Source organism: Aliiglaciecola litoralis (assembly GCF_039523355.1).
Classification (GTDB): domain Bacteria; phylum Pseudomonadota; class Gammaproteobacteria; order Enterobacterales; family Alteromonadaceae; genus Aliiglaciecola; species Aliiglaciecola litoralis.
The window spans coordinates 297,819-324,494 of record NZ_BAAAFD010000004.1; the positions used below are offsets into that span (position 1 = coordinate 297,819).

Genomic DNA, 26,676 nt, shown 5'->3' on the forward strand with positions numbered 1-26,676 from the left:
GTGCTATTTATGGAAAAATATTTGATATTGAGCTTTTTTACATTGTTAACTTCGTGTGCAGTACATGAAGTTAACAGCGAACCTCTAATTATCTTTGAAAAGTCAGAGAAAGTAGCATTGAAAATGGTTGATCTTTTTCCTGATTATAAAAACGAATCAGAAATAAGGGAACTGTTGGAAATAACCTTTTCTTCAGATACTGAGTTGTTTGCATTGAGTTTAAAGAAGTCAACTACTTTAAGGGCAAGTATCGGGCTTTGTAACGAAGATAAGCATATGCCAGAAATTGCATTCAATGCAGTTTTTCTCGATGGCAAGACTATAGAGTATTATTTAATTAGTAATAGTGAGCCTAGCTTAAAGGAAAGAAAGTCATTTCAATATCAGTTATATCTAAATTTTGATACTTTGCAAAGCCAGCTTTATAAAAAAGCCAAGCTTTGTGCTGAAATAATAGGTTCTAGTTATGGAAGTAAATTTAGGTCAAATAAAATTGAGTTGCCCTTAGTTATAGATTAAACAATAAATAAGGGGAACAGTTACACATTTAAAGGGCCGATGATACTGAATGTTATTCCCATTTGATTTCAACCCACGCCCCTTTACCTTGATTCAGTTTGGGAGCAGCCAACCAAGCAAACGAAAGCCAGCAACTGCTGGTTTTCTTATTTTAATTCGATGGGGCTGAAGTTGTTGATTTGAACTCAATCCAAGAAAACTATAAGCCGCTGGTTTTCTTCTAATAAGGAGAGAAAAATATGGAAGTAAAACATAATGAAAAGCTTTGTTTAGAATCAGTTAGAACTAAAATTGGTCAAGTCACACGTTTAGCCGCAGAAACTAAAAGTCGAGCATTCACTGGTGAATCGTTAGGCGATGAGACATATTTACTTGATGATGGTGAAATACAAGTAAAAGCCAAGTTAAGAAAAGGAAGAGGAAAAAACAAAGGGACGTTACGGATAGATGGATGTGTCGAGTCAGACGTTGACTTTTCAGACTCCTTTTATGATGGCGTAAATATTAATGGTATCGGTCCTTCTGGATGGGAATTACGTCCACCACAAAAAGGCGCTATTCATGGGCTGTTATGTCACTGGTCACTCAGCAGTGAAGTGGCAACCATTGTACTTCCAACAGGGACTGGTAAAACAGAAACAATGTTGGTTGCATCACTAGTTGATAAAGCTAGCAAAACTCTGATAATCGTACCGACAATTGAACTAAAGGAACAAATAGCTGAAAAGTTCGGTACTTGGGGGATGTTAAGAAAACTAGGAGTACTATCGAACAAATAACAAGGACACCCATCGTAATATTTGCAACCCAAACCTGCTTCGGCGGGTTTTGTTTTTTTTGAGGCGAAAATTTCATCGACACCCACCTTTCAGATGAAAGACCGAGGGTAGCCACTCTCTTTGCGCAATTATCATCAAAGAACCATTCTCATATTTAACGTAAGTTAGGTATAGTTTTGATGCCTGTCCACGTTAAGGTTATTTGGATGGGCAGAATCAAAGGGGTCAGAGCATTTGAAATAGGGATCTGATTTTAACTTCAATGCCCACCCCAATGTTTCTAGTCGCCCGAAGGTTTGGCTTCTTTGAAAACAAAGGGGTCAGAGCATTTGAAATAGGGACTTGATTTTAACTTCAATGCCCACCCCAATGTTCCTAGTCGCTCGAAGGTTTGGTTTCTTTGGGAGAAAAGAAGCCAAATAACAAGGACACCCACCTTTAAAATTGCTCCGCCATCCCATGAACAGCCAAACAGGCTGGATGGACTCTATTGATGTATCTAAAGGCTCATTGCTGCATTATCTGGATATTAGCCATGATGACCGTGGTAATGTCACCTCACGCCGCAGTAACTATGCTTCATCGACTGGTATCGGCAGTGATTTCACCGAGACTTATACTTACGATGCGCTATATCGCTTAAAAACCAGAACCATTGGTGTTGCTTCTGGGTCATCGGCACTACCTGCTGACTTTAAGGCAACACAAACCTATAACTATGATAATTGGGGTAACTTTACCTACAAAACCGGTGCGGGTTATTACAAATACGATGCCACTAAGGTGCATAAACTCTTAGGCGTATACACCAATTCGAACTTCACGGGCACGAAATATACCTTTGATTACGATGATAACGGTAACGTGAAAACTGATGGAACGCGCGTATTCACCTATGCCAGCTTCGATAAGCCCACTCGTATCACCAAAGGCAGCGCCACCTCAGACATGAAATACGGCGTGGATAGAGAGCTGTATTACAAAGACGATAACTCTGTTGAAAACGGCAGCAATGTTCGCTACCGACGTTACTACATAGGTGCCTACGAGAAAGTGGTGCGCACTGGCGGCAATGGCAACATGACCGAGCATAAGTACAATATCGGTAATGCGATACTCACTTACCGCAGTGGCTCAAACACCATCAGTTTTGTGCACAAGGATAACCAAGGGTCGGTTATTTCCACCACCAACCACCTCGGCCAAGTGACCACACAAGACATATACGACCCCTTTGGTAAACAAAGTGAAGTGTACCGAAGCTCAGTGTACCTAACCACGTATCCGCCTATTACCGACAAAGGCTATACCGGTCATAAGCAAATGAACCATGTGGATATTATTCATATGGGTGGCCGGATTTACGATCCAACCTTGGGGAGGTTCTTGCAGGCTGATCCACATATTCAGGCACCGAAGAATAGCCAGTCGTATAACCGATATAGTTATGTTCTAAACAACCCGATGAGTTATACCGATCCCAGTGGGTATTTCTTTGATAAATTGTTTAAGTCTATTAACAACGCTCTTGGGAAGTTTGCTCCGTTTGTCGCTGCTGCACTTATGTTTATTCCGGGGGTCGGTCAATGGGCAGCAGCGAGTATGTGGAACGCGGCGGCAGTTGGATTTGTATCAGGAGGAATTGCTACCGGAAGCCTCAAAGGTGCTCTTATTGGAGCGTTTACCGGGGCCGTATTCCAACAAATAGGTGCACATTATCGAGGACTTAGCGCTCAAAATGTTGACAATGTAGCTTGGGGAGGTGGACAACTAGGTGATTATGTTGATTTTGGCGGTAATTTACTGACAAAAGGACAGGCCGCTGGACAAATAGCAAGTCATGCCATTGCTGGCGGTGTCATATCTACATTGAGTGGCGGTAAGTTTGGGCATGGTTTTTTTAGTGCGGGAGTGACTAAAGGAATTGGTGGTGCTTATTTACCAAGTGGATCAAATTTGAGCAGCGGCGAGATTGCAAAAGGGACTGTCGTTTCTGCTGTAATAGGTGGAACGGCTTCAGTAATATCCGGTGGAAAATTTGCAAATGGAGCAAGGACAGCCGCTTATCAGTTCTTATTCAATCAAGCTGGAAAGTCAGCAATTGAAAAAGTTACAAAGCGAATTAGTATACGAGTGTTCAAAAGCGGTAGGTCTGTTACCTCAGAAAGACCTGTTGGTAAGGCACAATGGGTTGGTTTGCAAGCCGCTGGCCCAATTGTCGACAAATTGGCAAAATTACCCAGTCACTTAACTCTGGGAATTAATCTAGAACTATTGACTCAAGAGTATGGTATTTATGAATTGTACGAAGTTTACGAAGTCGAGCATACTTACAGAGTAACTCACAACGGTCCTTATGACTTTGATTATGATTTAATTGATGTAGGTGCACAGATTCCAACTGGCGAAACATCATGGATTTATACGGGGTTATCTACGGGATTTTCTATAGAAGATATTCGCGGATGCATATTTAGTTGTAATGGAATAGATAGAGGAGCGTTTGGCAATGGAGTCGATTAGGAATAGCAAAATTGCGCAATTAACGATAGTTGCCGTTATCTCTTTATTTGTGGTCAGCGTAGCCACTTGGTACAGCCAATTAGCTGCTAATCCAGAAAACGAATATTCGCAAGCTTATCAGGAAAAGTCCCAGAAAGGATTTTTAACAGAGGAAGAAGTCAGCGAACTAAAGGCTTTAGAGTCGAGCCACTTATCCGACAAAAAAGCTAGAGCGCAAAGGATGCAAGGCTACTTTGGGGCATTGGTTTTATCAATGATTGTCATGTCTCTGTCTTTTTTCTGGGTTAAATATAAAGCGCTTGTTAGTTTAAATGCCTTCATTATTGGGGCTACTACATTTTTGATAGCCCTAGTTGTAACTGGTGGCGTTAAACAAAGTACTTTGTGGTGTGTGTTTTCATTTATTGGTGCGTATGCAGCGGAATACATAAAACACAAAAAAGTACATAGCGGTTGAATTTTGAATCAAAGGGGTCAGAGCATTTGAAATAGGGATTTGATTTTAACTTCAATGCCCACCCCAATGTTTCTAGTTGCCCGAAGGTTTGGCTTCTTTGGGAACAAAGTCAATAACACGAAGAAATAACAAAATAACAAGGACACCCATCGTAATATTTGCAATCAAAACCTGCTTCGGCGGGTTTTGTTCTTTTTGAGGCGAAAATTTCATGGACACCCACCTTTCAGATGAAAGACCGTCGGCAGCCACTCTCATTGCGCAATTATCATCAAAGAACCATTCTCATATTTAACGTAAGTTAGGTATAGTTTTGATGCCTGTGCACGTTAAGGATATTTGGATGGGCAGGAGATTTGATTTCTACGATGCCAATGTTTGGAAGAATGACTTCGTCCAAAACTATAAATTATTCTTTTGAATATTCATGCGATAGCATGTGTAGTCTTAACAACGTGCAGGTAAGTAACTAATGAGATGCGTCATACTAATGTTTAGTGTTTTTGTGTCTGGATGCGTTGAGGCGGAGTTTAAGCATGTTGATTTTATAGGGTGCAAGTGGAAGGTTCACAAAAGTTTTTTTGAGAGCTCCGATGAGATTTCAAATCTTGGTCGAGAATATAACGGTGGTTTTGAGTCTTTAAAATTTATTAGCGAATCGTTTAAATTACAAAAAGAAGATGGAAATTCAAGCGATAAATTTATTATAAATTTAGATACAAAAAGAAATGGATATAGAGTTATGCAATTTGATTATTTTAGTTCTAGCGAAATCAAAAAAAATCATATTACTAGATTTTTTGTGATTTCAAAGAGCGGAGGTCATATACTTTTTGTGAATTTCGACAAAACTAATTATCAAGAAGTGATAGATTCTTGTTTAGAGAAATAACAAGGACACCCATTGTAATGGCCAAAATGACTTGACCACTGCAACATTTGGCTCTCACTCGTTTATGGAGCATAATTCTCTTATTACACTGGGGTGTTACCTATGGCTTATGTAAAGAATAATTTAAAAAAGCTAGGACAAAAATATGGGGTCTTCGTAATATCTATTTTAATGACTTTCTTGGTTGGGTGTAAGCCGACTAACCTTTCAGTTATTGAAGTGAAAATAGAGGCGTCAGAATTAGAGCCTAAATTCATTGTTTTGTGTAAAAAAGTACACGCTCTAGGTTTTAGGACTACGTTAGACAATGAAAATACAGAAAAATGCTGGAGCAATGATAAAAATTATTTGCCTGTTACTCATTATGCATCATTCTCTTTTTCTGACGATGAAAGCATAAACCTAACTATACGCTTTAAGCCTGAACAAGAATTGCTTCAATTCTTATTTTCCGAAGATAGTGAAAATTTGGGGCAAGAAATTACAGAGGTTGCTATGAATGTATTAAAAGATCTAAGAGCTATTCTCAAAAGTGAATTTAATGAAGAAGATTTTAAAGTCAGCAGAAGTTAGCTAATGGGACACCTATCAAGGAATTAACAAGACACCCACCTTTCAGATGAAAGACCGTCGGTATCCACTCTCATTGCGCAATTATCATCAAAGAACCATTCTCATATTTAACGTAAGTTAGGTATAGTTTTGATGCCTGTCCACGTTAAGGTTATCCACGTTAAGGTTATGCCTTTCCAGAGTAAGGGGCTTTTGGTGAGGAGACCATATGGCTAAATATTTGATATTATTGTTAAGTTGCTGTGCATTTTCTGTATGTAGTTCCAACTCAGAATGTGATGCTAGAGCGATCACAATAGCGGATAAGTATGAAGGTCCGCTTTTTACAGACAAAGCAAAAGACCGACAGGGGTTCTTTCATCTTGGCCAAAAACTGCAAAGTGAACTTGGAAGCGATTTAGAGGCATATTCACTGCTAGCTAATAAACCGCTCTTTGCAGCAAGGCGACAAAAAGTTCTTGAAGAATTTGGTCCAATTCTTTTAATGATGGCCATCTCAAAAGCGGACGGGGATAAAGTCGCGTTTTATCTTCAAAGTGGTGTAGAGAGCTTGAGTTATCAGAGCCACGTTGGTGTGCCCATTCTTGACTTGTTAGAAATTAAAGACAGAAAAGTTTTCCAAGTGTTTAAAACATTTTTTGAAAAAAACGAGATCAGCTCTGAGGCTTTTGATGAAGTGGAACATTTTTATGATGAGTGTATTTAACCAATAAATACCATGGACAGGCACTCTAATGTTGGCCACTTCAGCGGCTTTATCGTTTTCAGAATAAGGCACCCTATGTTGGTGTGGTTGACCTTATTATGGCCAGCTAGATGGAGGACCAGAAGTAATGATTACTAACCCAGTTAGTAATAAGGGTTCAGCTTGGGTATTTATACCCTATGGGGATGATTGATGGAAAAGTACCTTGTTTGTCTAGACTACGGTTCTGGCGGTATTTGGCGAGTTGTACAGGCTGATTCTAAGAATAGTATATTAACTCATTATCCTGAACTCGAAATTGCTGACGTTAAGCCAGAATGGATGTCCAATCAGATTTATCAGGAGTATTGTAATAATCCAATCAATTTAGAAGATTCGAGTAATAAATTTTTTCAAGCGATTTTATCTCAACGTTAAACACCAAACAAAAATCGCATTAACACCTATCATCAAGATTGGTATCAAAGCAGCCCCGTAAGGCTTTTTGCTGTTCTGCGTAATTAAGACACCCATGGTAGTGACTAAAATAGCGTGATCACTGCACATTTGTTTTACACACCCTTTTAAGTAAATTCGGTAAAGCGGGCGTGATTTGTTGCTCTTTGCGACCAAGCGGACCTAAGTGCACTAGAGGTTTTTTGCTGAGGATGCATAATTAAGGTATCTCCTTGCTTGTTGAGAAAACACAATGAAAATAATTATTTTATGCTTCACCTTGCTCACTTTAGTTGCCGCTTGCTCTCAAAGCGTTCAGAAAATCAAACCTAAAAGTGCGGGTTGGGAAGTGGACTTTTTCGATGATTTTGATTCGTTCAATCCAGATAATTGGCAAGACCAAATGCTGTGGGTGAACAATGAAGATCAGTGCTATGTGCCCAATAACGAATTCAATACTCGTGAAGTGAGTAATGGAACCATCAAACTCAGAGTAGTGGATTTAGGCGAGAAACGGCCGTGTAGCAATATGAGTAAAAACTCAGAACAGCATCCCGATACTCAATATGTCGCCGGTAGGATTGCCTCTAAAAACCGTAAAGAATTTGTGCAAGGAAAATGGACCGCCAGATTAAAAGTGGAAAACAGCGGACAACCGGGGATGTTTCCGGCGTGGTGGCTACTTGGTGCATACAATAATGAGCCGCCTGTTGAAGAGGCCGATGAAACGGTTTGTTGGCCAATGACCGGCTCTGGCGAGCTAGATATTTTTGAGCATCACAGTGACGGCGGGCCTGATCACTATGCCGCTCGTGCGATTAAAAGCCTTGGCCACTGCGGTGGCGGCGATTGGCAAGCCTTGATGCTGGTACAAGAGGCTAAGCTTGATGAGTATCACGAGTATTCGGTGGAGTGGCTGGGTAATGACATTATTTTCCGTTTAGACGGTACCGAAGTGTATCGCCTAGCCAACGAAGGAGATGAATTTCCAGAGCCGCTATTTGCCATATTAAACTTCGCCAAAATTAACGATTCGCCCATGAGCATGGATTGGGAAATGGAAGTGGATTGGGTGAAACACGAAAAGTGGGTAGAGTAACTAACTCAATCACTTTAGCGAAATCATTAGTAAACGTGAGCGGGTGATAAGCACGAACTGGCTTATCACCCGCTGTCCACAACACTTTTTCAATCAGCTAAATGGTTTGCCACTTGGCAACAACAGTCACTAGCGCTTTTCAAATTGCACGTTATCTAACACAAATTCAAACTCACCTAACCCAGGTCCTGCGACAAAGGCAAAACCTGAAAATGCCTTGTGGTTTAATCCATTAAACTTGGCTAGATCAAGCTCTATGCGCTGCCACTGCGGGGTGATGATGAAGCTTTGGCTCGGTGGAATGCCGGCCATGTCGGCATTAAACGACAACACTCTATAGGTGCCCGCTGTGCCTTTAACGTCGAATGAAAGCGTACTGTATTGGGTAATGTCGAATCCCTCAACCGGTGGAATAAAATCTCCTACCGCGGCCCCAGCCCATGGATAAGGGAAGCCGACATTGACCTTAGCGGATACCCGCAATGCACCAGCGGAATCACCTGCACCTTCGGCAATTCGTTTAATCGTACCTATAGATTGGCCGTTAGCCATCTTGTCATCTGAATGGCTCCAGACAAATGACTCTGCGGTAACAAGCTTATTGGCGTCTTCAAAATCACCTAGTAGGGGAGAGCTCAAGGTCGCGCCTTTGGCTAGCTTAGTGCTGATCGTTATCACATAGCCGTTTTTGAAAACGTACTCGATATCGAGGGTGTTGACGATATTGACGGTGGGATCGCCATTAACCAATACCAGATCAGCAATCGTTCCTTGTTCTATTCGTCCGCGATTTTGCAGACTAAAGTGCTTAGCCGGTAGTTGTGTAGCCGCAGATAATGCCTGCGTCGGCGTCATGCCAGCGGCTACCAATAGCTGCATTTCATGATGAGTGCTTACCCCATACGCTGTGCCAGGGTTTGGCGCGTCTGAACCCGCTAAAATAGTAACGCCAGCATCGAAAAAACGCTTCACGTTTTGCTTGGCAATGTCTAAGTCATATCCGGGTAAATGGCTACCAAAGCTGCTAACTAGGGTGGCATTTTGCTCAGCCGAGAGACGTGCTTTGACCTGGGGGTTTTCAGCCAATGCCACATTTAACTGTTGCTCATCGACCGAGGCAATAATGGCCAATGTGGGAATAATAAATAGGCCTTTTTGCGCAGCCAGTGACACAATTTCATCGCTGGCAACTTGATCGGCAAATATATGTACCAGACCATCAATTCCCGCTTCGATCATATCCATGGCCGCCGCTTGCGTTGATATATGCGCCACTACAAGTAAGCCTTCAGCCTGTCCAACTCGGATAACTTCGGCCGCCACCTCACGAGTCAATGAGGGCATATAATCTTGGTTTGGCATGTAAACTAACTTTATATAATCTGCTCCTGCGGCTTTGCGTTGGCTAACCCACTGAGGCACTTCGTCGATACTATCGATGGTGTCTATGGCAAAACCGTATTGAGTACCATGACCTCCTTCAACCGTGGCCATGGTGCCAGCGCTAAACAAGTCTGCCTCACTTGAAAATTCGCGGCTGTCTCGCTTTGCCTTAGTTTGATGTAAGTCATGCTCCATAGTGAACATATCTAAATGGGTGGTCACACCAAAACGTAATGTATCGCTCAGGCCGTTTCCAAAGGAATGGGTGTGAGCGTCAATCAGGCCGGGAATTAATGTTTTACCAGAGCCGTCAATCAATACTTCATCGGGAGTGGCAATCAGTTCGGGACCGATTTCTGAGATGATACCCTGATGAATACGCACGTTTTGATTTTTAATGATGTGTAGGCCATCAAATATATCAGTCTGACTGATAAAGTAAGTGTTGCCTCGCGCGGCTAAGTCTGTGTCAATGACCTGTTCGGGTGATTGCACCGAGGTGGGTAATATCGATATCAAGACACTCAAGCCAATCACAACGAGCGCAGTAACCAACAAAAATATATAGCGGATCATTCCATCACTCCCTTCATGCGCGTGTTCATTTACTACGCTGTTTAGACCAAGCAAGCATAGTGGCCGCAAGTAAAATTAAAGTCATGATTGCCACTACGATAAGGTGGTAGCTCACGTCCCTTTGACCTGGGGCACCAGAAACTGCCAAGGCTATTTCACTTAAATGAAAGGTCGGCAGAAAATGGGCAAAGGTCTGCATGCCTTGTGGAAATACCATCACCGGTATCCACAGTCCTCCGAGGGCTGAAAACCCCAAAAAGAACACATTGGATATCGCCACTGCCGCGTTGCCATTGCATAAAAAACCAATACACAGTCCCAGTAAAATAAACGGAAATGTGGCCAGAACATGAACGAACAACAACATTGTCCAAGTGGCTGTGGGCATAGCCACATTGGCGGCGAAGCCAGCGACTAAATAGATTATCGCCAGTGACATACTGGAAAACAGCAGGGTACTGCATACCTTGGCGCCGATATAATTCACTCCGCGGCTCGGCGCAGCACGTTTAAGATCTAGCCAGCCTCGGTCGCGTTCATTGGCCACACTAATGCCAAAGCCAAATATGGCTGGTCCCATGACGGCAAAGATGCCATAGGTTGCCAGTAGATAGGCGGCATTGTTGTTGCTACCAGGGATCATAATGGCAAACAAGGAATAAAATGCGACCGGCATGCCCAAGGTCGGAATGATAAATTCTGGCGCCCGAAAGGCCTTGAGTAATTCGGCTCCCGCTTCTAAACAGAAGGACTGGAATACGCGGCTCATGCACCACCTCCCGTTTGACTGAGTTGGCCAAAAATATCTTCGAGCTTGGGTTGGCTAACAGTAAGATCTTGAAGATCAGGGTCGAGGCTAAGCAACTGGGCCAACGTATTGTTCACCTGCTCGGTATGAATTTCGCTAAATCGCCCTGATACCGTTACCGAACCGCCACCGCTAAGTGATTGTAATTGTGCAATCGACAATTGAGTTTGACAGCGTACCACCGATCCTTTCACGAGTTTGTGGATATCCTCAGGGGTTGAGTCGGCGACGATTTTACCTGCATTCATCACCATGATCCGATCCGCTAGATTGTCGGCTTCTTCCAGATAATGCGTGGTGAGAACAATAGTTTTTCCTTTGTTGGCAAATTCGCGAATTATCGACCATAGGCGACGCCGCGCGTCTATGTCTAAACCGGTGGTCGGTTCATCCAAGAAGATTAATTGCGGATCGCCTACTATTGCCAAGGCAAATTGAGCGCGACGTTTTTGCCCACCGGATAACTTCTTATAGCCTTTATCGGCGAAACTGTGTAATTCGCACATGGCAATGGTGTCATCTACCGATAAAGGGTTTGGGTAATAGCTGGCAAATAGTTGAATTTGCTCTTTGATGGTCAAAGAGTCAGGCAAGTCAGAGTCTTGTAAAATGACACCAGTTTGTTGTTTGGCGCTAAGTGAGCCCGGCTTGTTGCCCATCGTTTCGAGACTGCCGGATGTGACACTTTCTAGACCAAGGGCGCAGCGGATAAACGAGGTTTTACCAGCCCCATTTTGACCCAAAATAGCAAACACACCCGCTTGGTCAATGTGTAAATCTATGCCATTGATGGCGTTGACTTTGCCATAAGACTTTTTTAAATCTTTGGCAAGCAAGCGACTCGTCACTTGGCTCATTCCATTTCCTTATTTAGCACAGCGAAGTAAAACACTATCATTATTTACTTTGCACAGCTGGACAAGTGTCATAAGTCATATTCTATTGAAAAATCAGCTTTTATTTTAATCTGAAGGCAGGTTGTGCTGTAAAAATCGCAGCATATTAGCGCCCATTACCTTGGCGATCACCGCATCGGGTACGGATTTTCGCTGCAATGCTTGGGTAATCAATGCTATTCGGTTGGTCGCAAAACTCACAATAACGGTGCCGTCATAATCGGAGCCCAGCGCCACATGGTCTTCCCCGACCAAATTGATCCCGTAGATAATTGCATCAGCAATATCATCTGGCTGGATACCACAGGCCGCATCTACCCAATAGCCAACCGCTATCATTCCGCCATTATCGGCTATCGCTTTCATTAAGCTATCGTCAATATTGCGTTGATTAGGACAATGTCCATTGAAGCCAGTATGACTTATCACTAGGGGCGCTTTACTGACTTCTAAAACATCCAGCACAGTCTGTTGTGAAGAATGAGACAGGTCGATAATCATGCCTTTACTTTGCATGATGGACAGTGCTTTACGTCCAAACTCGGTGAGTCCAGCACGACTGATGCCGTGCAAGGATCCCCCCAATTGATTATCAAAAAAATGCTGTAAGCCAATCATTCTAAATCCGGCTTGGTACAACACATCAATATTCTCTAATTTACCATCAAGCGCGTGTGCTCCTTCGGCGCCTATAAGCCCACCAACGAGAGTCGGATTGCTTTGCCTTTTTGTCAGAAAGTCACTCAGCTCGGTTTGGGAGCGGATCAGCATGAATTGCTGGGGATACTTTTTGGCGATTGTGTGTAATTTACTGGCTTGATATAGCGCACGCTGGGTGAGGCTAGTTAGCGATGCGAGTGGCCAGCCCTGCACCAATGCTAACTTGGTTATATTGTCTGGCGCATCGACTGAGTTTTGTTCATAGTTCAAACCGTCTGGAGATTTGGTGACGGTAGTAAACATTTGCAGTGCCACATTACCTTGTTGCAAACGCGGTATATCCACATGCCCAAAGTCGGATAGCTTGGCCAAGTCGCGATCCCACAGCGTACTGTCGGCATGCCAATCGCCAACAAAGAGAGTGTTGTGAAAGGTAAGTGAGGGCTGACTTATCTCCAGTGATTGTGCATGATCAATTTGATTCATGTTTTGTTCCAGAATAGGCGGCACGATCAATCGAACGACTGCGTAAATTAGCATCACTGCGCCGAATATCGCCACGCCTATTCTGGTTTTGGTCATTTAACCCTTCCTTAATTCAACTACGCTAACTGGCGTAATTACTTTTTGAAGACTTTGGCAAGATAGGCATTAAATGCTGGGGTTGCCGCTTTTCGTTGCTGTGCAATGAGTTTGACTTCTGGCATCTGGTTGAGTTTCTCCATTAACTCTTTTGCCCCAGGCGCTTCTGCTAACAGGTCAATTTCAAAAAGCTTGTTTGCTACTGTAGCGGCTAAGTCGGCGGAATACAGGAAAAATATATCGGCTGCCGTTAACTGATCACCAGCAAGGTATGGGTCAAAAGAGGCCGCACGAGATAGCGCCTGCATGCCATTATATAAGGCCCTTTTTACCTCTTTTTTAGTTTCTTGATGAACCGGTACGCCCCAAAACGCTTCCGTGTGGCAGCGCCGAGCCGGCAACTCAATGTATAGCTCTACCATTTTCACCAATTCTTTAACGCGGGCTTTTTGATACGCATCTTCAGGATAAAGCGCTGCGCCAGGAAAATTCTCATCCAAATACTCCATGATCACATTGGTTTCAATCAAAACGCCTTGCTCGGTTTGCAATGCTGGCACTTTACCGGTTGGGCAGATGGCTAGGTACTCAGGTGTCTGATTTGGGTAGGTTGTAACTATGTCGCACTCGATCTGTTTGAGTGCCAAGGCGAGTTTAACCATGTTGTGATAATTACTAACATCGAATCCATATAACTTTAGCACTGAGGGTCACCATTAATTTGAGTAAAACCATACTGTTGCGCCAAACCGCTGGTGGCGCAACTTTCGAATTCTTATAGGTTAATATCACTGAATTATTGTAACGAGTCGTCTAATTTTTCCACGGGGAAGGCTTTAGCGAATTCGACCACGGACTCTTTATCCACATTATCACCTTCGAACATCAGTAATCCGCCGGTTTTTAAGGTAACTAAGACTTGGGTGCGTTCGCCATTTACAATGACGCTGGCACTGCGTTTTTGGATCCGCATTTTGGCACCGCCTCCACCAAATTGAGCGATAGCGGCAAAGGCTGAGTTTAGGCCATTGCCACCGCTTAAGGTCACCGATATGTGTTGCTCATCTTTACGATATTCACGCACCGTAGACGAAAAGCCAAGCGCACTTTGATGCTGAATGTCGCTCCCCTTAAACCCCTGTAAGCTGTCTGGAAAGACACTGTTCGTGCGCGTTTGCTGCTCTTGCTCAAGTAAAGTGACGCACCACTTTGCCTCTTCTAATGCCCCCGCGAAGTCATCATCGGCATACAATTTTGCGGCCTTATTGCATGCTTGCTCAGGGGAGTCTTCCGCCACCGCGGGCAAACTGGTCAGCAAGAGTAAAACCAGCACTTTGTGAAATGGAGTTGTCATTTTACTGCTCCTTGTTGCATTGGTTAAATATTAAGCTAATCAGGTTTGTGCTAAAAAGCAACTGATATGGCAAAGCATTCATCGTATTGGCATTGTCTAAGTTGAGGATTGATGCCTTCAAATACTGTTGTGACGCTATGCGGGTAAATTAATATTTGCCATACTGACAGTATCTTACAGACCCAAGGTAAATTATGTGCGGACGATTCGCGAATCATATTGGTGCAATGCACGGCTGGTCCGATATTTTAGGGGATTGGCCTGCGCAGGCTGAATTGGGCTTTAATATAGCACCGAGTCAACTTGCACCCATTATCACCTCTGGGGGCACACAAGTGTATCGGTGGGGATTGTTGCCATCGTGGGTGAAAACCGCACAAACCACCTTTTCCACCTTTAACGCCCGACTTGCTACCTTGGCTGAAAAGCCAACATTTAAGCATGCATGGGAGCACCAACAGCGCTGCATAGTGCCCGCCTTGGGCTACTATGAATGGCGACAGGAAAATGGCTTCAAACAAGCTTATTTTGTGTGTCGAAAAGATGGCAGTCCCATACTATTTGGTGGGCTATACGAAACACCTAACGCCGGTCTGCCAGGATCATTCACCATCATCACCCGACCAGCCGAAGGACCTCTGGAACCCTTGCATCACGCCATGCCGTTAATGTTTGATAAAGCCCAGGCCAAGCACTGGTTTGCAAACAACACCCAACAAGTAGAGCAATTAGCCTGGTATACCTACGATGATGATTATCGATACTACCCTGTCTCAAGTAAGGTAAATAGCGTGGCAAATCAAGGCGCAAAACTGGTGGAGCCAACAGAGCCGGAGAGCCAACAACAACAGGGGTTTGGATTTTGACTATCGGTGATTGATCCGCAATTTAGCCGCATCATAGTGCAAGGTAAGCGTGTCTCCGTAGGCTAAATTATCAATCTTCTGGGCCAATATTTCGATTAAATTAGGCTGCTGGAAGTGCTGAGTTTTGGTTTCTGGGTGCGGATAGTAAACCCAAGCTGGGAAGCACTTGGTTTGAAATTCTAGTTGGCAAGCGACAAACGAAAAGGTTTCACGGCGAAAGCCTTGGATCCATTGCACCTCCTCAAAACAAAAATCCGACTTTAGGATGTCAAACGATCTGGCCGGTAAACGCAGATTCAAGGTGCCGTCAAAACAGCGGCTTAAATCCAATCCCAATTTTTTAAAATAAGGTTTTTGTAGCGTAATTGAACCTGCAGGGTAGGGCGTGTCGGGGTTAGCACCAGACGCAACTTGATGGCCTTTTAGCAAGATGGCTTCAATAGATTGCATAATCATCGTCAATGGATGTTCTTACAATTTTGCAATGGGTGTCCTTATTAATCATCCGATGGGTGCCCTCATAATTTAATGGGTGTCTTCATAATTTCCGATGGGTGTCTTCATAATTTCCAGACGCAACTTGATGGCCTTTTAGCAAGATAGCTTCAATAGATTGCATAATCATCGTCAAAGCATGTTCTTACAATTTTGCGATGGGTGTCTTCATAATTTCTAGACGCAACTTGATGGCCTTTTAGCAAGGTAGCTTCAATAGATTGCTTAATCATCGTCAATGCATGTTCTTACAATTTTGCGATGGGTGTCTTCATAATCATGGGTGTCCTCATAATCTTCATTTTGCAATGGGTGTCTTCATAATCATGGGTGTCCTCATAATCTTCATTTTGCAATGGGTGTCTTCATAATCATGGGTGCCCTCATAATCTTCATTTTGCAATGGGTGTCTTCATAATTATGGGTGTCTTCATAATCTTAGGATGGATATTATTATTAATCATCCGATGGGTGTCCTTATTAATCGTGTTTAGTGGGTTGCAAGATTAGCCCATCTGATTAAGTGCATTGTTGTACATTTTTGGCTGGCTCAATTCCTACAATCAGCCCTTTTGCATTGAAAGCGATTTGCACATTGTCGCCAGTTTTCAAACTGCTATTGATTAGGTCCATTCCAGTTAAGGTGTCTACCAGTTCTTTGGATATTTTTACCAGTTCTTGATCGCAGGTTTTTAATTCCCAGCCATGGGCAAATTGTGACAGCACCGCTGATTTTTGATGATGACTAGCGAGCAACGCTTTTCGTTGTACGAAGTCTTCAGTATGTTGCTGGTACATGGTTTTTATTTGTGAATAGTCCTGATCCGTGGTGTCGTCAAAGCTGTGGATAAACACCGAGGTATATTCTAGTTTAGGTTGCAAATGCTCAATTTCGTAAGACTGCAGTGCGACCAGGCTGAACAATAACATGGTACTTGCTGCAATTGCGACCAATTGAAATTTGCCTACCAAGCTCGTCCAATTAGAACTGGTTTTCGCTTGTTGTAGGGTTTGACGTTTCATACTGGCCGTTGCACGGTGGCGGCTTTTTCGTTGTTGATACAGCTCAGATACGTCAGTTTCAAAATGCGATTGGGTTGAATCATCGTGTAACTTAGTCATGATATTTCTCGAGTTGCGCCTTTAGCGCTTGTTTTGCGTAACGAATACGACTTTTCGCTGTTTCCACGCCACTATGGGTGATATCGGCAATTTCTTGTAGTCCAAAGCCCTCTTGTTGCAGACAAAAGGCTTCTCGTTGTTCAAAGGGCAATGACAGTAATACTTTGTCAAACTTATCAGCAATGGAGTCGTGATAGTCAAAAACCACACTGAGCGATTGCCTCGGTTCATCGGGCAACGGTTGCCAACGATTGGTTTTGCGATACTCATCAATAAGTGCGTTTCTGGCAATGGTAAAAAGCCATGCCGAAAAACGCCCTGAATTTTGATACAAATGGGGTTTTTCAATGACCTTCAACCAGGTTTTTTGACAGATATCTTTTGCCATATGTGGATCTGATTGGGTGCTTAGATAGTGATATAAGTCATCGGCACAATTGTCGTAGAGTAGTTCGAGGACTTTCTTTTCACCGGTCTGCGCGTATCGTCCAATCAGCCACTCATTAGAGTGGCTGGCTGAAAATAAGGTTTTAATCGCTAATGTGATACTCACGTCTCATCCTTTTTGCGCCAATTAGCTTTCTAATTTAAAGTCTAACACAACTTGTTGGCCCGGCTTATCAACCGGCTTACCATTAACTAACTGTGGCTTATATTTCCATTTTTTTAAGGCTTTGGTCGCTTCTCGATCAAACATTCGTTTGGGCTCAGAATTAATCACTCTTACATCCTTAACGGCGCCACTGGCATCAATGGTAAATTGTAATTCCACCCAGCCTTCAACACCTTGCTGTGCGGCCACGTTGGGATATTTAGGCGGGACTCGCACAATCGGCCGGCTTTCCATATCTTTTAATTCCATTCCATCACCAAAGGTATCGATAATGGGGCTGGCAATATTGACCACGACTTCAAAATCAGGGTTTTCGCCGTTAGGTTCAACCGGTATTTTAGGTTGAATAGTTTGTGGCTTGGCCGGCGGCGGTAGAATAGGCTTAATCTCGGTTTTGACAATGGTATTTTGTTCTTTTTCTATTAATACCGGATCTATGAATACGGGCACTGTTTCTTGAACAGTATAACCATCATCTTGGGCAATTAACTTTTGCATCATCACAAACAATAGAAAGGTGATAATGGCGGCCAGAGAAATTGCACCAATCATTTTGATACTTCGGTTTTTTTCTATGCTTAATATGCGGTTTTGCATGCTGCTTTCCTTTTGCTTACACGATGCCAATTCGGCAACTGTTAACTATTCAACGCAGCAAAAATTCAAATAGGGTTAATTAAAATTGATTTTTTTAACCACACGAAAAAGTAGCAAATAGTTCGTGCAGTTAACTACACTGTTTGAGTATTGAGCGGGCAGTCTATTTTTATCTCAATAACATGTTGATTTAACTTGTTAATGTTTCGTGAGCAGGCAAGTTGTACTATGCTGCCGGGATCCCAACTTATGTTCTAATTATCAGTAGTATTAGGAATCAAATGTTTATACGTCTTGTCGCATCAGCGCTTTTGTTTATAGGTTGTAATGTGGTTGCGCAGCTTGCGGACGAGTCTCCTCTTGTGATCCCGAATATCAAAGGTGCGGTGGTTGTCGATGGCGTGTTGGATGAACCTCAATGGCAAGCAGCGAAAGTCATCACGCTGAATTATGTGGTGCGGCCACATGAAAATACCACACCACCGGTGACTACCGAAGTGCGGATTTTTGAAGACGATAAAACCTTGTATATTGGGTTTGTTGCTCAAGATCCGGACCCGCAATCCATTCGCGCGTTTTATCGAGACCGCGATAAAGTGTGGAGCGAAGATCTGGTTGGCTTTAAGCTCGATACCTTCAATGATAGTCGTCTAGCCTACCAATTTTTTACCAATGCCTATGGCATTCAAGCTGACTCAATTCAAAACGAAATGACCGGACGTGAAAGCGATAGCTGGAACGCCATTTGGGACTCAGCTGGGCAGATAACGGCAACTGGTTATCAGGTTGAGTTTGCCATTCCTCTGCGTATTTTAAATTTTAAAGAGGGTGAAAACGATAAAATTTGGGGCGCTGAGTTCGTGCGCTTTTACCCTCGTGAAGATCGTTATCGAATCTCTAATGTGCCCACCGATAGGAACAACTCCTGCAATCTTTGCCAACTTGGCGATGTCAGTGGCTTCAAACAAGCTAAACAAGGACAAAACTTGGCGTTGGTGCCCACGCTGGTAGTAGCCAAGGGACGAAGTCGAGAGCCGGAAACCTCACTAGATTGGGATAACTCTGATAACCAAGAAGTGGGTTTAGATGTGTCTTGGGGGATCACGCCAGAAGTGTCTTTGCAAGCGACTCTCAATCCGGATTTTTCGCAAGTCGAGTCTGATGTTGCTCAGTTAAGTATCAATAATACCAATGCCTTGTTTTTTAGTGAGCGTCGGCCCTTTTTCCTCGAAAATGCTGATTATTTCAGTAGTAATTATAATCTAGTTTATACCCGCAACATTAATGCGCCAGACTATGGCGTCAAAGTCACAGGGCGCCAAGACGATCATTCACTCGGTGTGTTTGTTGCCAACGACGAGTCCACCACTTTCCTGATACCAGGCAATTTAGGCTCAAGTGTCGCTGAACTTACTGAAGAATCGAACAACCTTGCGGTACGTTATCGTTATGATCATTCTTCCGACTTTTCCGTTGGGGTTGTGGGAACGGCACGAGAGTCAGATAACTATCATAATTACGTGTATGCGCTAGACAGTAAATATCAAATTACTGAGCAAGATACCCTCAGGGTTCAGTGGGTAGGTTCACAAACTCAATACCCTACGACTTTGTATGAGGATTTTAGCGGCGAAACAAGACTCAGATTACAAAAAGACGATGCGTTTTCAGGGCAGGCTTTGAGGGTTAATTACCGACACAACGAAGCTAATTGGCGTTTTAAAGCCGATCACTTTCGGAATGACAAAGATTTCCGTGCTGACTTGGGATTTCAACGTGGTATCGATCGCAATACCTCAGTGATTGGTGGAGGCTATCGTTGGTACAGCGAAAATAGTTGGTGGAACCGAATTGAAGTGTTTGGCGATTGGGATATTGCCCACAGCGATGCGGGCGAACTGTTGAGGCGCGAAGTTGAAATAACAACCAGTGTGCGCGGCAGATGGCAGTCCCGTTTTGAGCTAGGCTTTAAAGGGCGTGATCAAGTAGGCTTGCGTCAAAATCCTGATTCATTAAAAGTTGACGGCAACACCACCCTATTTGAGGAAAATTCTGCAAGTGTATTCTTTGAAATGCGCCCCACGTCATCACTTTATTTTGCTCTTTTTAGTCGCGTGGGAGATCAAATTGATTTTGAAAATAATCGACTTGGTAAGCAACTGAACATCAATCCTCGCATGAACCTCAGCTTAGGCAAGCATTTACAACTAAACGTACGCCATAACTACAGTAACCTAGATGTTGATGGCCAGCAGCTATTTACCGCCAACCTGACTGATGCACGATTAACCTACCAATTCGATCAACGTCAGTTTCTGAGACTCATCGTTGTTTATTCTGATATCGAACGAAATCTAGACAATTATCTTGTCGACACCACCGATATTCACAGCAGCAGTCGCAGTTTGGGAACGCAGTTGTTGTATTCCTACAAAGTCAATCCGCTGACCAAGTTCTTCATCGGTTTTGCCGACAGTGGCTATCAAAATGATGATGTAAGTACGCGTCGTGTCGCTGAGCAATCGGTGTTCATGAAAATGAGTTACGCCTGGTTAAATTAACCCTAGTCCTTCGTATATATTTTGTTGATGCGATTTTTCATAATAGATGCTAACGTAACTGCAGATTATCAGGAACTCTTAAGCAAGTGTTTTGCTTACTTTTGAGTTGCCAATGTAGATGCTGTATATGAAGCCGCCAGCCGTCGATGCTGTATGGTTTTTTAGCGAATTTAAACCTCTGGGTTTTGCTAAATTAGGATTTGGATTTTGCAACCACAACACACTGAAACAGGTAACCCATTTGTTGGGTTAAATGCATTTACCGAGCAACAAGGGACGTTTTTCAAAGGCCGCGATGAATTCATCACCCATGCACTGCAAAGGTTAAGTAAAAAAGCACAAGAGCATCAGCCATTCTTGTTATTACTGGGCAATCATGGCGCTGGCAAATCAAGCCTGTTAAGGGCTGGGATCCTTGCCAATCTCAATCATTCGCCTTTGTTCCCTGATATTCAGCAGTTTCATGCAGTGCATTTGCATCCGTGTGATATCGGTAATGATCCAATCCGTGCGTTGGTACTAGGTTTAACACAGCTGCAAGATTATTCACTGATAGACGAGCCGTCAGTCGAAACCATGTTAAAGCTTGGTAAAGAGCAGCCAAGCGCGTTTATTGAAAAAATTAAACAAGCAAAGGCAACTTTGCCTCGTGATCAAAACGCGGTCATTACCGTTCGCCAACTAGAGAGGCTGTTTCTCAATGAATCTTTAGGCGAGCAGGAGAAACACGTCTTTGCTGACTTATTGGTTGGGTTATCCAGTCAATGTGGGATTTTCGTTTTGGCGTCCCTGCGCAGTGATTTTTACCACCGACTGTCTGATTTTCCGGGACTCTTATGGTTAAAACAACACGGTGGGCAACTTGATGTACTGCCTCCTGATATTGCTCAAATCCGCCAAATGATCGCGCCAGTTCCTTTGCGATTTGAAGAGGGCAAGGATGGGCAGCCTGCATTAGATGAATTTATCGCACAGCGCACGCAATCCTTACCCAATAGCTTACCGGCATTACAATATTTAATGCAGCACCTGTACGATAATCAGTCACAAAATGGCCTGGTGAACTACTCTACTTACCGAAAATTAGGTGGTATTGATCGTGTCATCGCTAAGATCACTGAGCAAGCCTATGAGAGTTTAGAACGTCCCAGTAAGCGCACTTTTAACCGCCTAGTTAATCGTCTTGCGGCAATGAATAAAAATGGCAACTATGAACGGATATGGGCCAAACGCGAGGAATTGCTGAGCAGCAGTCGAGCACAGCAAGTAATAGACACCTTTACTAAAATAGGTGTTTTTAGCCAATACACCGATAATAACCAACAAGTTTATATTTCTCTGTCGCACGATTGTTTATTCGAATATTGGCCGCGACTACTTGAAACCTTGGACAGTCACCAAAAATTGCAGCTTCTGAAGCAAACACTTGAAGTGCAGGCGTCAGAATGGAAAAGCTCGACTCGTCCATCGACCTTCTTGTTGCCTTCTGGAAAGGCATTGGATGAAGGAAAGCTAATTTTGAAGCAAGGGGGTATGTTGAGTAAGCAACTCCGCTCACTCATTCATGCTTCAATAAAACGGGCAAGGCTACAGCGCAGATTATGGCTATCTGGACTCGTCGTTTTGTTGTTACTCTTTGGATTTACGCTGAACAATGCCTACAACGCCAAGCTAGCCAAAAAACAAGCCGAAGACGATTTGATTGAAAGTCACAAATTGATTGAATTTTTGATTGATGATGAGAGCGTCAAGCTAGAAGAGATTGGTCGACTTGACGTGATGCAAGCAGGAGCGAAGCGCACATTCGACTACCTCAGCAATGCTCAAGATGCGGATGACTCAACAGCGGCTAAGCAAAGTCGCAGCCAAACCTTCTTTCAAATTGGTCAAGTATTTTTGCAAAGCAAGAAATATAATGATGCCATTGAGGCGTTCGAAAAGGCTCGTGAGTTCAATGATGAGTTGGTGGGTATTCATCCCAACGGGTTTGACTACCACTTAGCCTTGGCTCAAATAAATTATTGGATTGGTATGACACATATGCGTGCGCAAGATGTCGGCACAGCTGAGCAATACTTTTTGTTTTATCAAAAAAATGCCTTTGACCTAGTCGAACTGCAACCAGACAATGCCGTTGCCAAAATGGAATTGTCACGTGCATATTATCATTTAGCCAATATCGCTTCTGAACGCGGTCAAATGGAGAGCGCGGCGCAAAGCTATTTTGAAGCCGTTAAGTTTGCTGAAAAAGGTAAGTCAGCTGCGAGTCAAAAAGCGCTGGAAAACTCAGCCAGCGCGTATAACTGGTTAGCAAATAAATATAAAAGCGATCTCAAAATTACCGAAGCACTTGAAATGATAAAAGGTGAAGAGCGGGTTAGAGCTCGGCTATTGAAAAGTTATGGCGGAGAAGACTATCGGCTACAAGCGGCTCTCACACAATGGAGTTTGGCACAAACTCACATACTGTTGGGGCAGCGTAAGCAAGCGCAAAATGTGTTGACCGATTTAACCGTGAAAAGCGGCGCAATGATTGACAAATTTGGTGCTGAAATTCAGTGGCGTTATTTAAACTCATTTAGTCTTGCCGGTTTAGCCTATGTTGCCATTCAATCTGCTAATTTGGACTCAGCTAGCGAATTTATGCAACAAAGCTACGCCATTCTCAACGATGTACAGACTTCGACTGATCCACTCTGGGCAGAGGCGATTTACGAACGACAATATTGGTATGCACGTATGTTCCAGCAACAACAAAAAAGCTTTGCATTTAACACGGCTTTAGCAAGGCTAAACAAGACAACGGATACCATAGCGGATAAATGGAAAAAGAGGGCGGCCAATCTGCAACAGATTTCTGTAGATATTGACCTTGGAGAAGCGGACATGATTTCTCATCCGCAAGCCCTTATCGCCGACTTGGAATACGCCAGTATCCATAACGACTTGCAGCGATTAACAATGCTTTGGCAAATAGTCCCTCAAGAAATGTGGAAAAACACTGACTTGGAAAACATGCGTCCCAAACTACGTCAACAAATCCAAGAACTCAAAGAGCAACAATCATGATGACTCGGATTTAATTCTGTTTTGATGATTGGTGAAATTGCGGCGCTTACTACAGCGCTTTGTTGGGCCGTTGCCGCGCGAATGTTCCGAGTGCTGGGTCGCTCCTTCTCTCCGTTGTTATTAAACATGTGGAAGGGTGTGGCAGCTATCGCTATTTTGCTGCTTGTGACCCAATTCATTTTGCCGCCCGTTTTGGTGGATAGCAACACGCTTTATTGGCTATTGTTGAGCGGTGTGATTGGTATTGGTCTGGGCGACACCTTTTTTTTCCAAGCTCTGAATAAAATAGGCGACAGTCAGTCGATTTTGGTGGCTGAAACATTAGCACCGCTATTTACTGCTTTGTTAGCTATGGCTTGGATTTCAGAATGGCTGACGTGGCAACAATGGTGCGGCGCAGCGCTGGTGTTGTTCTCCGTTGACGTCATCATCAAAATCCAACGTCGCAATGAACTCAATGTGTTTGACCTTTCGGGCTACGTTTATGCTGGCTTGGCCGCATTGTGTCAAGCAATAGGAGCGGTGATCAGTCGCGACATACTGACCACTGTTGAGATTGATGCCTTTAATGCTAGCCAGATCCGTCTTATCGGTGGTTTGGTGATCATCGTGTTGTTGATGTTGGTTACGAAACAAAAATGGTTACCAACGACCACTAATCCAAAGCGCACCTGGTTATTTTTTCTTGGTGCAACCGTAATTGGCACCTTTGCAGCCTTATATTTACAAATGGTAGCGCTCACTTATAGTAAGGCGGCTATTGTGCAAACCTTGTTTGCCACCAGCGTCATATTGTCGTTAGTTGTGGCCAAAGTGCTGGGCGAGAAAGTCCAAAGTAAGACCTTAATATGGTCGGTATTAGCATTATTGGGTGTGGCCATTTTGATTGGCTCTGAATACGCTTAATAGTGCAGCAAATAGGCTTGTTGAACTTGGCGTTTAGTCGCACTTTTTGGTTATGCCTTTTTAGGTTCTAAAAAGGTTAGATGGACGACAGGTCCATTAGCATTTTACCGGCCACTTCTTTTACTAATTTGGCTGCTAGCTGAGCCGTAATATTATCAATATCCTTCAGTGGATTAAATTCGACTATATCCGCTCCAATTAAGGGGCTTTGAATTTGATGAATAATATTGATGACTTCTCGGCTAGATAATCCACCAGGCTCCCTATGTGATACCCCAGGCGCAAACGCGGGATCGATACCATCGATGTCTAAGGATAAATAGACAGGGCCGCTAAAATGCGGAATAAGTCCCTGATGCCAATCTTTCATTTGGATCATTTCGACATTAAATTTTTCTGCTTGTTGTCGTTGATGGGCGTTTAACGTACGAATACCAACCTGCACTAGACGAGTACACAAGCTTTCTTCCATGATCCGAGCAAAAGGACAAGCATTCGACAATTTGTTGCCTTTAAAAGAATCGTATAAATCAGAATGGGCATCGATATGCAGAATATTGATGCCTTTAAAGTGCTCAGAATAAGCGCGCAAGATTGGATAGGTTACACTATGATCACCGCCTAGTGATAATAAGCCCGTCCCCTTTTCTAAAAAGCTTGAACAAGCGCGTTGGATGTCCCCTACAAAATGCTCTGGAGCCTGACTTTTCACATCTCCACAATCGAGCCAATTGGCATTATTTTTAAGCTCAATGCCATTTTCTGTGCCGGTATTTAGCGACCCTGAAGTTAGGCAATCCCTAATAACTTTTGGCGCTTGACCCGGGCCGCGTGCAAAAGAAGAATTGTGATCAAAGGGCAGTCCCAATAAACCGACATTTTTTATTTTGTTATCCATAGACATAAACCGAAATTCGCTAGCGATTTAACACCCAAATTAGCACAATATCCCTTAATGAGGACACCCACTTTTAATAACTTCTAACTAATGGAGACACCCACTTTTCTAGTAACTAATGAGGACACCCACTTCTAATACCGTCCCGCTCTAAAGCTAGCCAAGCTCTATTTTACCAGCGTGATTTTTCGTGTATCTATAAAAAAGCCCCGATAATACCGAGGCTTATAGATTCAATATATCAGCAGTGCATTAGCTTATTTTTTTCTTTCTTGAAAAGCCTAGTCCGGCTATACCAAGTGCCAGCAGAACAAATGAAGTAGGCTCAGGAACAGCAGCGGCAGTGCCATTAAACTGCACTTCGCTAAGTCCGGTATAAGCACTTCCGTAATTCGAATTAAGGTTGAATCTGATATACTGTGCTGAAGCATTCAACGCAATTGTTTCCGATGCAAAAGGGTCTCCAACAGGCTGATTCAAAATAAAATCTCCAATAGCGAAGAAAGTGATACCATCGATAGAATATTCTGCACTCAAATCTTTAACTGAACGGTCTATGCCACAACAACCATTTCCGTAATTCCATATAGAGCTTGAAGTTAAATCAAACACGGAACCAAAATCGAACAGCAAAGAACCTGTGACAGTGTTATTGGTCATCCATTTCCCAGTATACTCACCAGAGTGTAAACTACCTATTAGGCCTGAACCATTAATTAGATTATCAACGTTATACGTACTCCAAGTGCTTGATGCAGTTACATTCGATATGCTGATTACCCCAGCATTTACTGAACTAGCGATTAGATAAGTGAACAACCAGACTATTTTTCTCATTATTTTTTTCCCAAATTTAAAAACACAATTCATCACCAAAGCAAAATAAATGCCAAAAGCATAACGTGTTGATATAAGGGAACATTTTAACTACTTGGTTGCAATAATCAAAAATATTGTAAAAAAATCTGACTAGATGAAATCATTTTCCAAAATGTATATTCGTTAAAAAAGAGTCCAAAGAAATCACCGACTCTAACGTCCAGTTTTACTGAGACACCCACATTAAAAATGGCGAAACGGCCATTTTGTTCTAAGTTTAGGGTAACCAAACAACCAAGGATGGTCTGTTATGCCCCAACCACGTAAAAACCAAATCAGTTTAATTGACACCCCTTACTATCACTGTGTTTCACGCTGTGTTCGTCGCTCTTTTTTGTGTGGTGAAGATTCTTTCACGGGACAAAGCTTTGAACATCGCCGGGCCTGGGTAGAGAAACGTTTGTTATTTTTAGCGTCAGTGTTCGCCA

27 protein-coding genes are annotated in these 26,676 nt (G+C 43.1%); 14 read left to right on the forward strand and 13 right to left on the reverse strand.

What is annotated here, in order from left to right; translation table 11 throughout:
* The first annotated feature begins 9 nt into the window (after window positions 1-9).
* From ABD036_RS09755 to ABD036_RS09770, 4 genes are all read left to right on the forward strand, one after another.
* Window positions 10-519 (forward strand): hypothetical protein, encoded by a 510-nt coding sequence (locus ABD036_RS09755; protein ID WP_343859233.1) that lies wholly within the window; start codon window positions 10-12, stop codon window positions 517-519.
* 239 nt (window positions 520-758) lie between these two features.
* Window positions 759-1,298: a DEAD/DEAH box helicase family protein gene (locus ABD036_RS09760; protein WP_343859235.1), complete on the forward strand. Its 540-nt coding sequence runs from the start codon at window positions 759-761 to the stop codon at window positions 1,296-1,298.
* Between the two features lie 459 nt (window positions 1,299-1,757).
* Entirely contained in the window at window positions 1,758-3,821 is a 2,064-nt protein-coding gene (locus tag ABD036_RS09765) for an RHS repeat domain-containing protein (protein WP_343859236.1), read from the forward strand.
* A complete protein-coding gene (locus tag ABD036_RS09770) occupies window positions 3,808-4,278 on the forward strand; it encodes a hypothetical protein (protein WP_343859238.1) in 471 nt (156 codons plus the stop codon). The genes ABD036_RS09765 and ABD036_RS09770 overlap by 14 nt, the downstream gene beginning before the upstream one ends.
* A gap of 72 nt (window positions 4,279-4,350) precedes the next feature.
* Here the strand turns inward: ABD036_RS09770 and ABD036_RS09775 are convergent, their stop codons facing one another.
* Complete coding sequence (locus ABD036_RS09775) at window positions 4,351-4,491, reverse strand: hypothetical protein (RefSeq protein ID WP_343859241.1); 141 nt, start codon at window positions 4,489-4,491, stop codon at window positions 4,351-4,353.
* Between the two features lie 277 nt (window positions 4,492-4,768).
* Between ABD036_RS09775 and ABD036_RS09780 the strand changes: the two genes are divergently transcribed.
* The 5 genes from ABD036_RS09780 to ABD036_RS09800 all read left to right on the forward strand — a co-directional run bounded on the left by ABD036_RS09780 (window position 4,769) and on the right by ABD036_RS09800 (window position 7,983).
* Window positions 4,769-5,170 carry a hypothetical protein gene (locus ABD036_RS09780; RefSeq protein WP_343859244.1) on the forward strand — a complete coding sequence of 134 codons (402 nt, stop codon included), beginning with the start codon at window positions 4,769-4,771 and terminating at the stop codon, window positions 5,168-5,170.
* A 102-nt stretch (window positions 5,171-5,272) separates the two neighbouring features.
* Window positions 5,273-5,743 (forward strand): hypothetical protein, encoded by a 471-nt coding sequence (locus tag ABD036_RS09785; protein WP_343859246.1) that lies wholly within the window; start codon window positions 5,273-5,275, stop codon window positions 5,741-5,743.
* 208 nt (window positions 5,744-5,951) lie between these two features.
* A complete protein-coding gene (locus ABD036_RS09790; protein ID WP_343859249.1) occupies window positions 5,952-6,449 on the forward strand; it encodes a hypothetical protein in 498 nt (165 codons plus the stop codon).
* A gap of 192 nt (window positions 6,450-6,641) precedes the next feature.
* Window positions 6,642-6,866 carry a hypothetical protein gene (locus ABD036_RS09795; protein WP_343859252.1) on the forward strand — a complete coding sequence of 75 codons (225 nt, stop codon included), beginning with the start codon at window positions 6,642-6,644 and terminating at the stop codon, window positions 6,864-6,866.
* Window positions 6,867-7,137: 271 nt separating this feature from the next.
* Window positions 7,138-7,983 (forward strand): glycoside hydrolase family 16 protein, encoded by an 846-nt coding sequence (locus tag ABD036_RS09800; RefSeq protein WP_343859254.1) that lies wholly within the window; start codon window positions 7,138-7,140, stop codon window positions 7,981-7,983.
* 129 nt (window positions 7,984-8,112) lie between these two features.
* Here ABD036_RS09800 and ABD036_RS09805 read toward each other — a convergent pair whose 3' ends face one another.
* The 6 genes from ABD036_RS09805 to ABD036_RS09830 all read right to left on the reverse strand — a co-directional run bounded on the left by ABD036_RS09805 (window position 8,113) and on the right by ABD036_RS09830 (window position 14,242).
* Window positions 8,113-9,942, reverse strand: a complete 1,830-nt coding sequence (locus tag ABD036_RS09805; RefSeq protein WP_343859256.1) for an amidohydrolase family protein — start codon at window positions 9,940-9,942, stop codon at window positions 8,113-8,115.
* A 25-nt stretch (window positions 9,943-9,967) separates the two neighbouring features.
* Complete coding sequence (locus tag ABD036_RS09810) at window positions 9,968-10,711, reverse strand: ABC transporter permease (protein ID WP_343859259.1); 744 nt, start codon at window positions 10,709-10,711, stop codon at window positions 9,968-9,970.
* On the reverse strand, window positions 10,708-11,607 hold the full coding sequence (locus ABD036_RS09815; RefSeq protein WP_343859262.1) for an ABC transporter ATP-binding protein: 900 nt from the start codon (window positions 11,605-11,607) through the stop codon (window positions 10,708-10,710). The genes ABD036_RS09810 and ABD036_RS09815 overlap by 4 nt, the downstream gene beginning before the upstream one ends.
* A 105-nt stretch (window positions 11,608-11,712) precedes the next feature.
* Window positions 11,713-12,888, reverse strand: coding sequence for a dipeptidase (locus tag ABD036_RS09820; RefSeq protein WP_343859265.1), 1,176 nt, complete (start codon window positions 12,886-12,888; stop codon window positions 11,713-11,715).
* A 38-nt stretch (window positions 12,889-12,926) separates the two neighbouring features.
* A complete protein-coding gene (locus ABD036_RS09825; protein WP_343859267.1) occupies window positions 12,927-13,592 on the reverse strand; it encodes a glutathione S-transferase family protein in 666 nt (221 codons plus the stop codon).
* Window positions 13,593-13,684: 92 nt separating this feature from the next.
* Window positions 13,685-14,242 (reverse strand): hypothetical protein, encoded by a 558-nt coding sequence (locus tag ABD036_RS09830; protein WP_343859269.1) that lies wholly within the window; start codon window positions 14,240-14,242, stop codon window positions 13,685-13,687.
* Between the two features lie 194 nt (window positions 14,243-14,436).
* Here ABD036_RS09830 and ABD036_RS09835 point away from each other — a divergent pair, with 194 nt between their 5' ends.
* A complete protein-coding gene (locus ABD036_RS09835) occupies window positions 14,437-15,108 on the forward strand; it encodes an SOS response-associated peptidase (protein WP_343859271.1) in 672 nt (223 codons plus the stop codon).
* Here ABD036_RS09835 and ABD036_RS09840 read toward each other — a convergent pair whose 3' ends face one another.
* From ABD036_RS09840 to ABD036_RS09855, 4 genes are all read right to left on the reverse strand, one after another.
* Window positions 15,109-15,564: a hypothetical protein gene (locus ABD036_RS09840; RefSeq protein ID WP_343859303.1), complete on the reverse strand. Its 456-nt coding sequence runs from the start codon at window positions 15,562-15,564 to the stop codon at window positions 15,109-15,111.
* A gap of 558 nt (window positions 15,565-16,122) precedes the next feature.
* Complete coding sequence (locus tag ABD036_RS09845; RefSeq protein ID WP_343859274.1) at window positions 16,123-16,725, reverse strand: hypothetical protein; 603 nt, start codon at window positions 16,723-16,725, stop codon at window positions 16,123-16,125.
* The gene (locus ABD036_RS09850) at window positions 16,718-17,278 is read right to left on the reverse strand and encodes a sigma-70 family RNA polymerase sigma factor (protein WP_343859277.1); all 561 of its coding nucleotides are present in this window, start codon (window positions 17,276-17,278) and stop codon (window positions 16,718-16,720) included. The genes ABD036_RS09845 and ABD036_RS09850 overlap by 8 nt, the downstream gene beginning before the upstream one ends.
* Window positions 17,279-17,299: 21 nt before the next feature.
* Window positions 17,300-17,935, reverse strand: coding sequence for an energy transducer TonB (locus ABD036_RS09855; RefSeq protein ID WP_343859280.1), 636 nt, complete (start codon window positions 17,933-17,935; stop codon window positions 17,300-17,302).
* 281 nt (window positions 17,936-18,216) lie between these two features.
* Here ABD036_RS09855 and ABD036_RS09860 point away from each other — a divergent pair, with 281 nt between their 5' ends.
* The 3 genes from ABD036_RS09860 (at window position 18,217) to ABD036_RS09870 (ending at window position 24,471) form a co-directional block, all read left to right on the forward strand.
* Complete coding sequence (locus ABD036_RS09860) at window positions 18,217-20,496, forward strand: carbohydrate binding family 9 domain-containing protein (protein WP_343859282.1); 2,280 nt, start codon at window positions 18,217-18,219, stop codon at window positions 20,494-20,496.
* A 207-nt stretch (window positions 20,497-20,703) separates the two neighbouring features.
* Window positions 20,704-23,565 (forward strand): nSTAND1 domain-containing NTPase, encoded by a 2,862-nt coding sequence (locus ABD036_RS09865; RefSeq protein ID WP_343859285.1) that lies wholly within the window; start codon window positions 20,704-20,706, stop codon window positions 23,563-23,565.
* 27 nt (window positions 23,566-23,592) lie between these two features.
* Window positions 23,593-24,471 carry a DMT family transporter gene (locus ABD036_RS09870; RefSeq protein ID WP_343859306.1) on the forward strand — a complete coding sequence of 293 codons (879 nt, stop codon included), beginning with the start codon at window positions 23,593-23,595 and terminating at the stop codon, window positions 24,469-24,471.
* A 76-nt stretch (window positions 24,472-24,547) separates the two neighbouring features.
* Here the strand turns inward: ABD036_RS09870 and speB are convergent, their stop codons facing one another.
* Complete coding sequence (gene speB / locus ABD036_RS09875; RefSeq protein ID WP_343859288.1) at window positions 24,548-25,369, reverse strand: agmatinase; 822 nt, start codon at window positions 25,367-25,369, stop codon at window positions 24,548-24,550.
* 252 nt (window positions 25,370-25,621) lie between these two features.
* A complete protein-coding gene (locus ABD036_RS09880) occupies window positions 25,622-26,206 on the reverse strand; it encodes a discoidin domain-containing protein (protein WP_343859291.1) in 585 nt (194 codons plus the stop codon).
* A gap of 292 nt (window positions 26,207-26,498) precedes the next feature.
* On the opposite strand from ABD036_RS09880, the gene ABD036_RS09885 reads away from it, so the two are divergent.
* Window positions 26,499-26,676, forward strand: a 178-nt coding sequence (locus ABD036_RS09885; RefSeq protein WP_343859309.1) for a Type I secretion system protein TolC, incomplete at its 3' end; no start/stop codon positions are given.

Coding starts and splice junctions, on each gene's coding strand:
- ABD036_RS09755 (WP_343859233.1), top strand. CDS start 10: ATGGAAAAATATTTGATATTGAGCTTTTTTACATTGTTAACTTCGTGT.
- ABD036_RS09760 (WP_343859235.1), top strand. CDS start 759: ATGGAAGTAAAACATAATGAAAAGCTTTGTTTAGAATCAGTTAGAACT.
- ABD036_RS09765 (WP_343859236.1), top strand. CDS start 1,758: ATGAACAGCCAAACAGGCTGGATGGACTCTATTGATGTATCTAAAGGC.
- ABD036_RS09770 (WP_343859238.1), top strand. CDS start 3,808: ATGGAGTCGATTAGGAATAGCAAAATTGCGCAATTAACGATAGTTGCC.
- ABD036_RS09775 (WP_343859241.1), bottom strand. CDS start 4,491: ATGAAATTTTCGCCTCAAAAAGAACAAAACCCGCCGAAGCAGGTTTTG.
- ABD036_RS09780 (WP_343859244.1), top strand. CDS start 4,769: ATGTTTAGTGTTTTTGTGTCTGGATGCGTTGAGGCGGAGTTTAAGCAT.
- ABD036_RS09785 (WP_343859246.1), top strand. CDS start 5,273: ATGGCTTATGTAAAGAATAATTTAAAAAAGCTAGGACAAAAATATGGG.
- ABD036_RS09790 (WP_343859249.1), top strand. CDS start 5,952: ATGGCTAAATATTTGATATTATTGTTAAGTTGCTGTGCATTTTCTGTA.
- ABD036_RS09795 (WP_343859252.1), top strand. CDS start 6,642: ATGGAAAAGTACCTTGTTTGTCTAGACTACGGTTCTGGCGGTATTTGG.
- ABD036_RS09800 (WP_343859254.1), top strand. CDS start 7,138: ATGAAAATAATTATTTTATGCTTCACCTTGCTCACTTTAGTTGCCGCT.
- ABD036_RS09805 (WP_343859256.1), bottom strand. CDS start 9,942: ATGATCCGCTATATATTTTTGTTGGTTACTGCGCTCGTTGTGATTGGC.
- ABD036_RS09810 (WP_343859259.1), bottom strand. CDS start 10,711: ATGAGCCGCGTATTCCAGTCCTTCTGTTTAGAAGCGGGAGCCGAATTA.
- ABD036_RS09815 (WP_343859262.1), bottom strand. CDS start 11,607: ATGAGCCAAGTGACGAGTCGCTTGCTTGCCAAAGATTTAAAAAAGTCT.
- ABD036_RS09820 (WP_343859265.1), bottom strand. CDS start 12,888: ATGACCAAAACCAGAATAGGCGTGGCGATATTCGGCGCAGTGATGCTA.
- ABD036_RS09830 (WP_343859269.1), bottom strand. CDS start 14,242: ATGACAACTCCATTTCACAAAGTGCTGGTTTTACTCTTGCTGACCAGT.
- ABD036_RS09835 (WP_343859271.1), top strand. CDS start 14,437: ATGTGCGGACGATTCGCGAATCATATTGGTGCAATGCACGGCTGGTCC.
- ABD036_RS09840 (WP_343859303.1), bottom strand. CDS start 15,564: ATGATTATGCAATCTATTGAAGCCATCTTGCTAAAAGGCCATCAAGTT.
- ABD036_RS09845 (WP_343859274.1), bottom strand. CDS start 16,725: ATGACTAAGTTACACGATGATTCAACCCAATCGCATTTTGAAACTGAC.
- ABD036_RS09855 (WP_343859280.1), bottom strand. CDS start 17,935: ATGCAAAACCGCATATTAAGCATAGAAAAAAACCGAAGTATCAAAATG.
- ABD036_RS09860 (WP_343859282.1), top strand. CDS start 18,217: ATGTTTATACGTCTTGTCGCATCAGCGCTTTTGTTTATAGGTTGTAAT.
- speB (WP_343859288.1), bottom strand. CDS start 25,369: ATGGATAACAAAATAAAAAATGTCGGTTTATTGGGACTGCCCTTTGAT.
- ABD036_RS09880 (WP_343859291.1), bottom strand. CDS start 26,206: ATGAGAAAAATAGTCTGGTTGTTCACTTATCTAATCGCTAGTTCAGTA.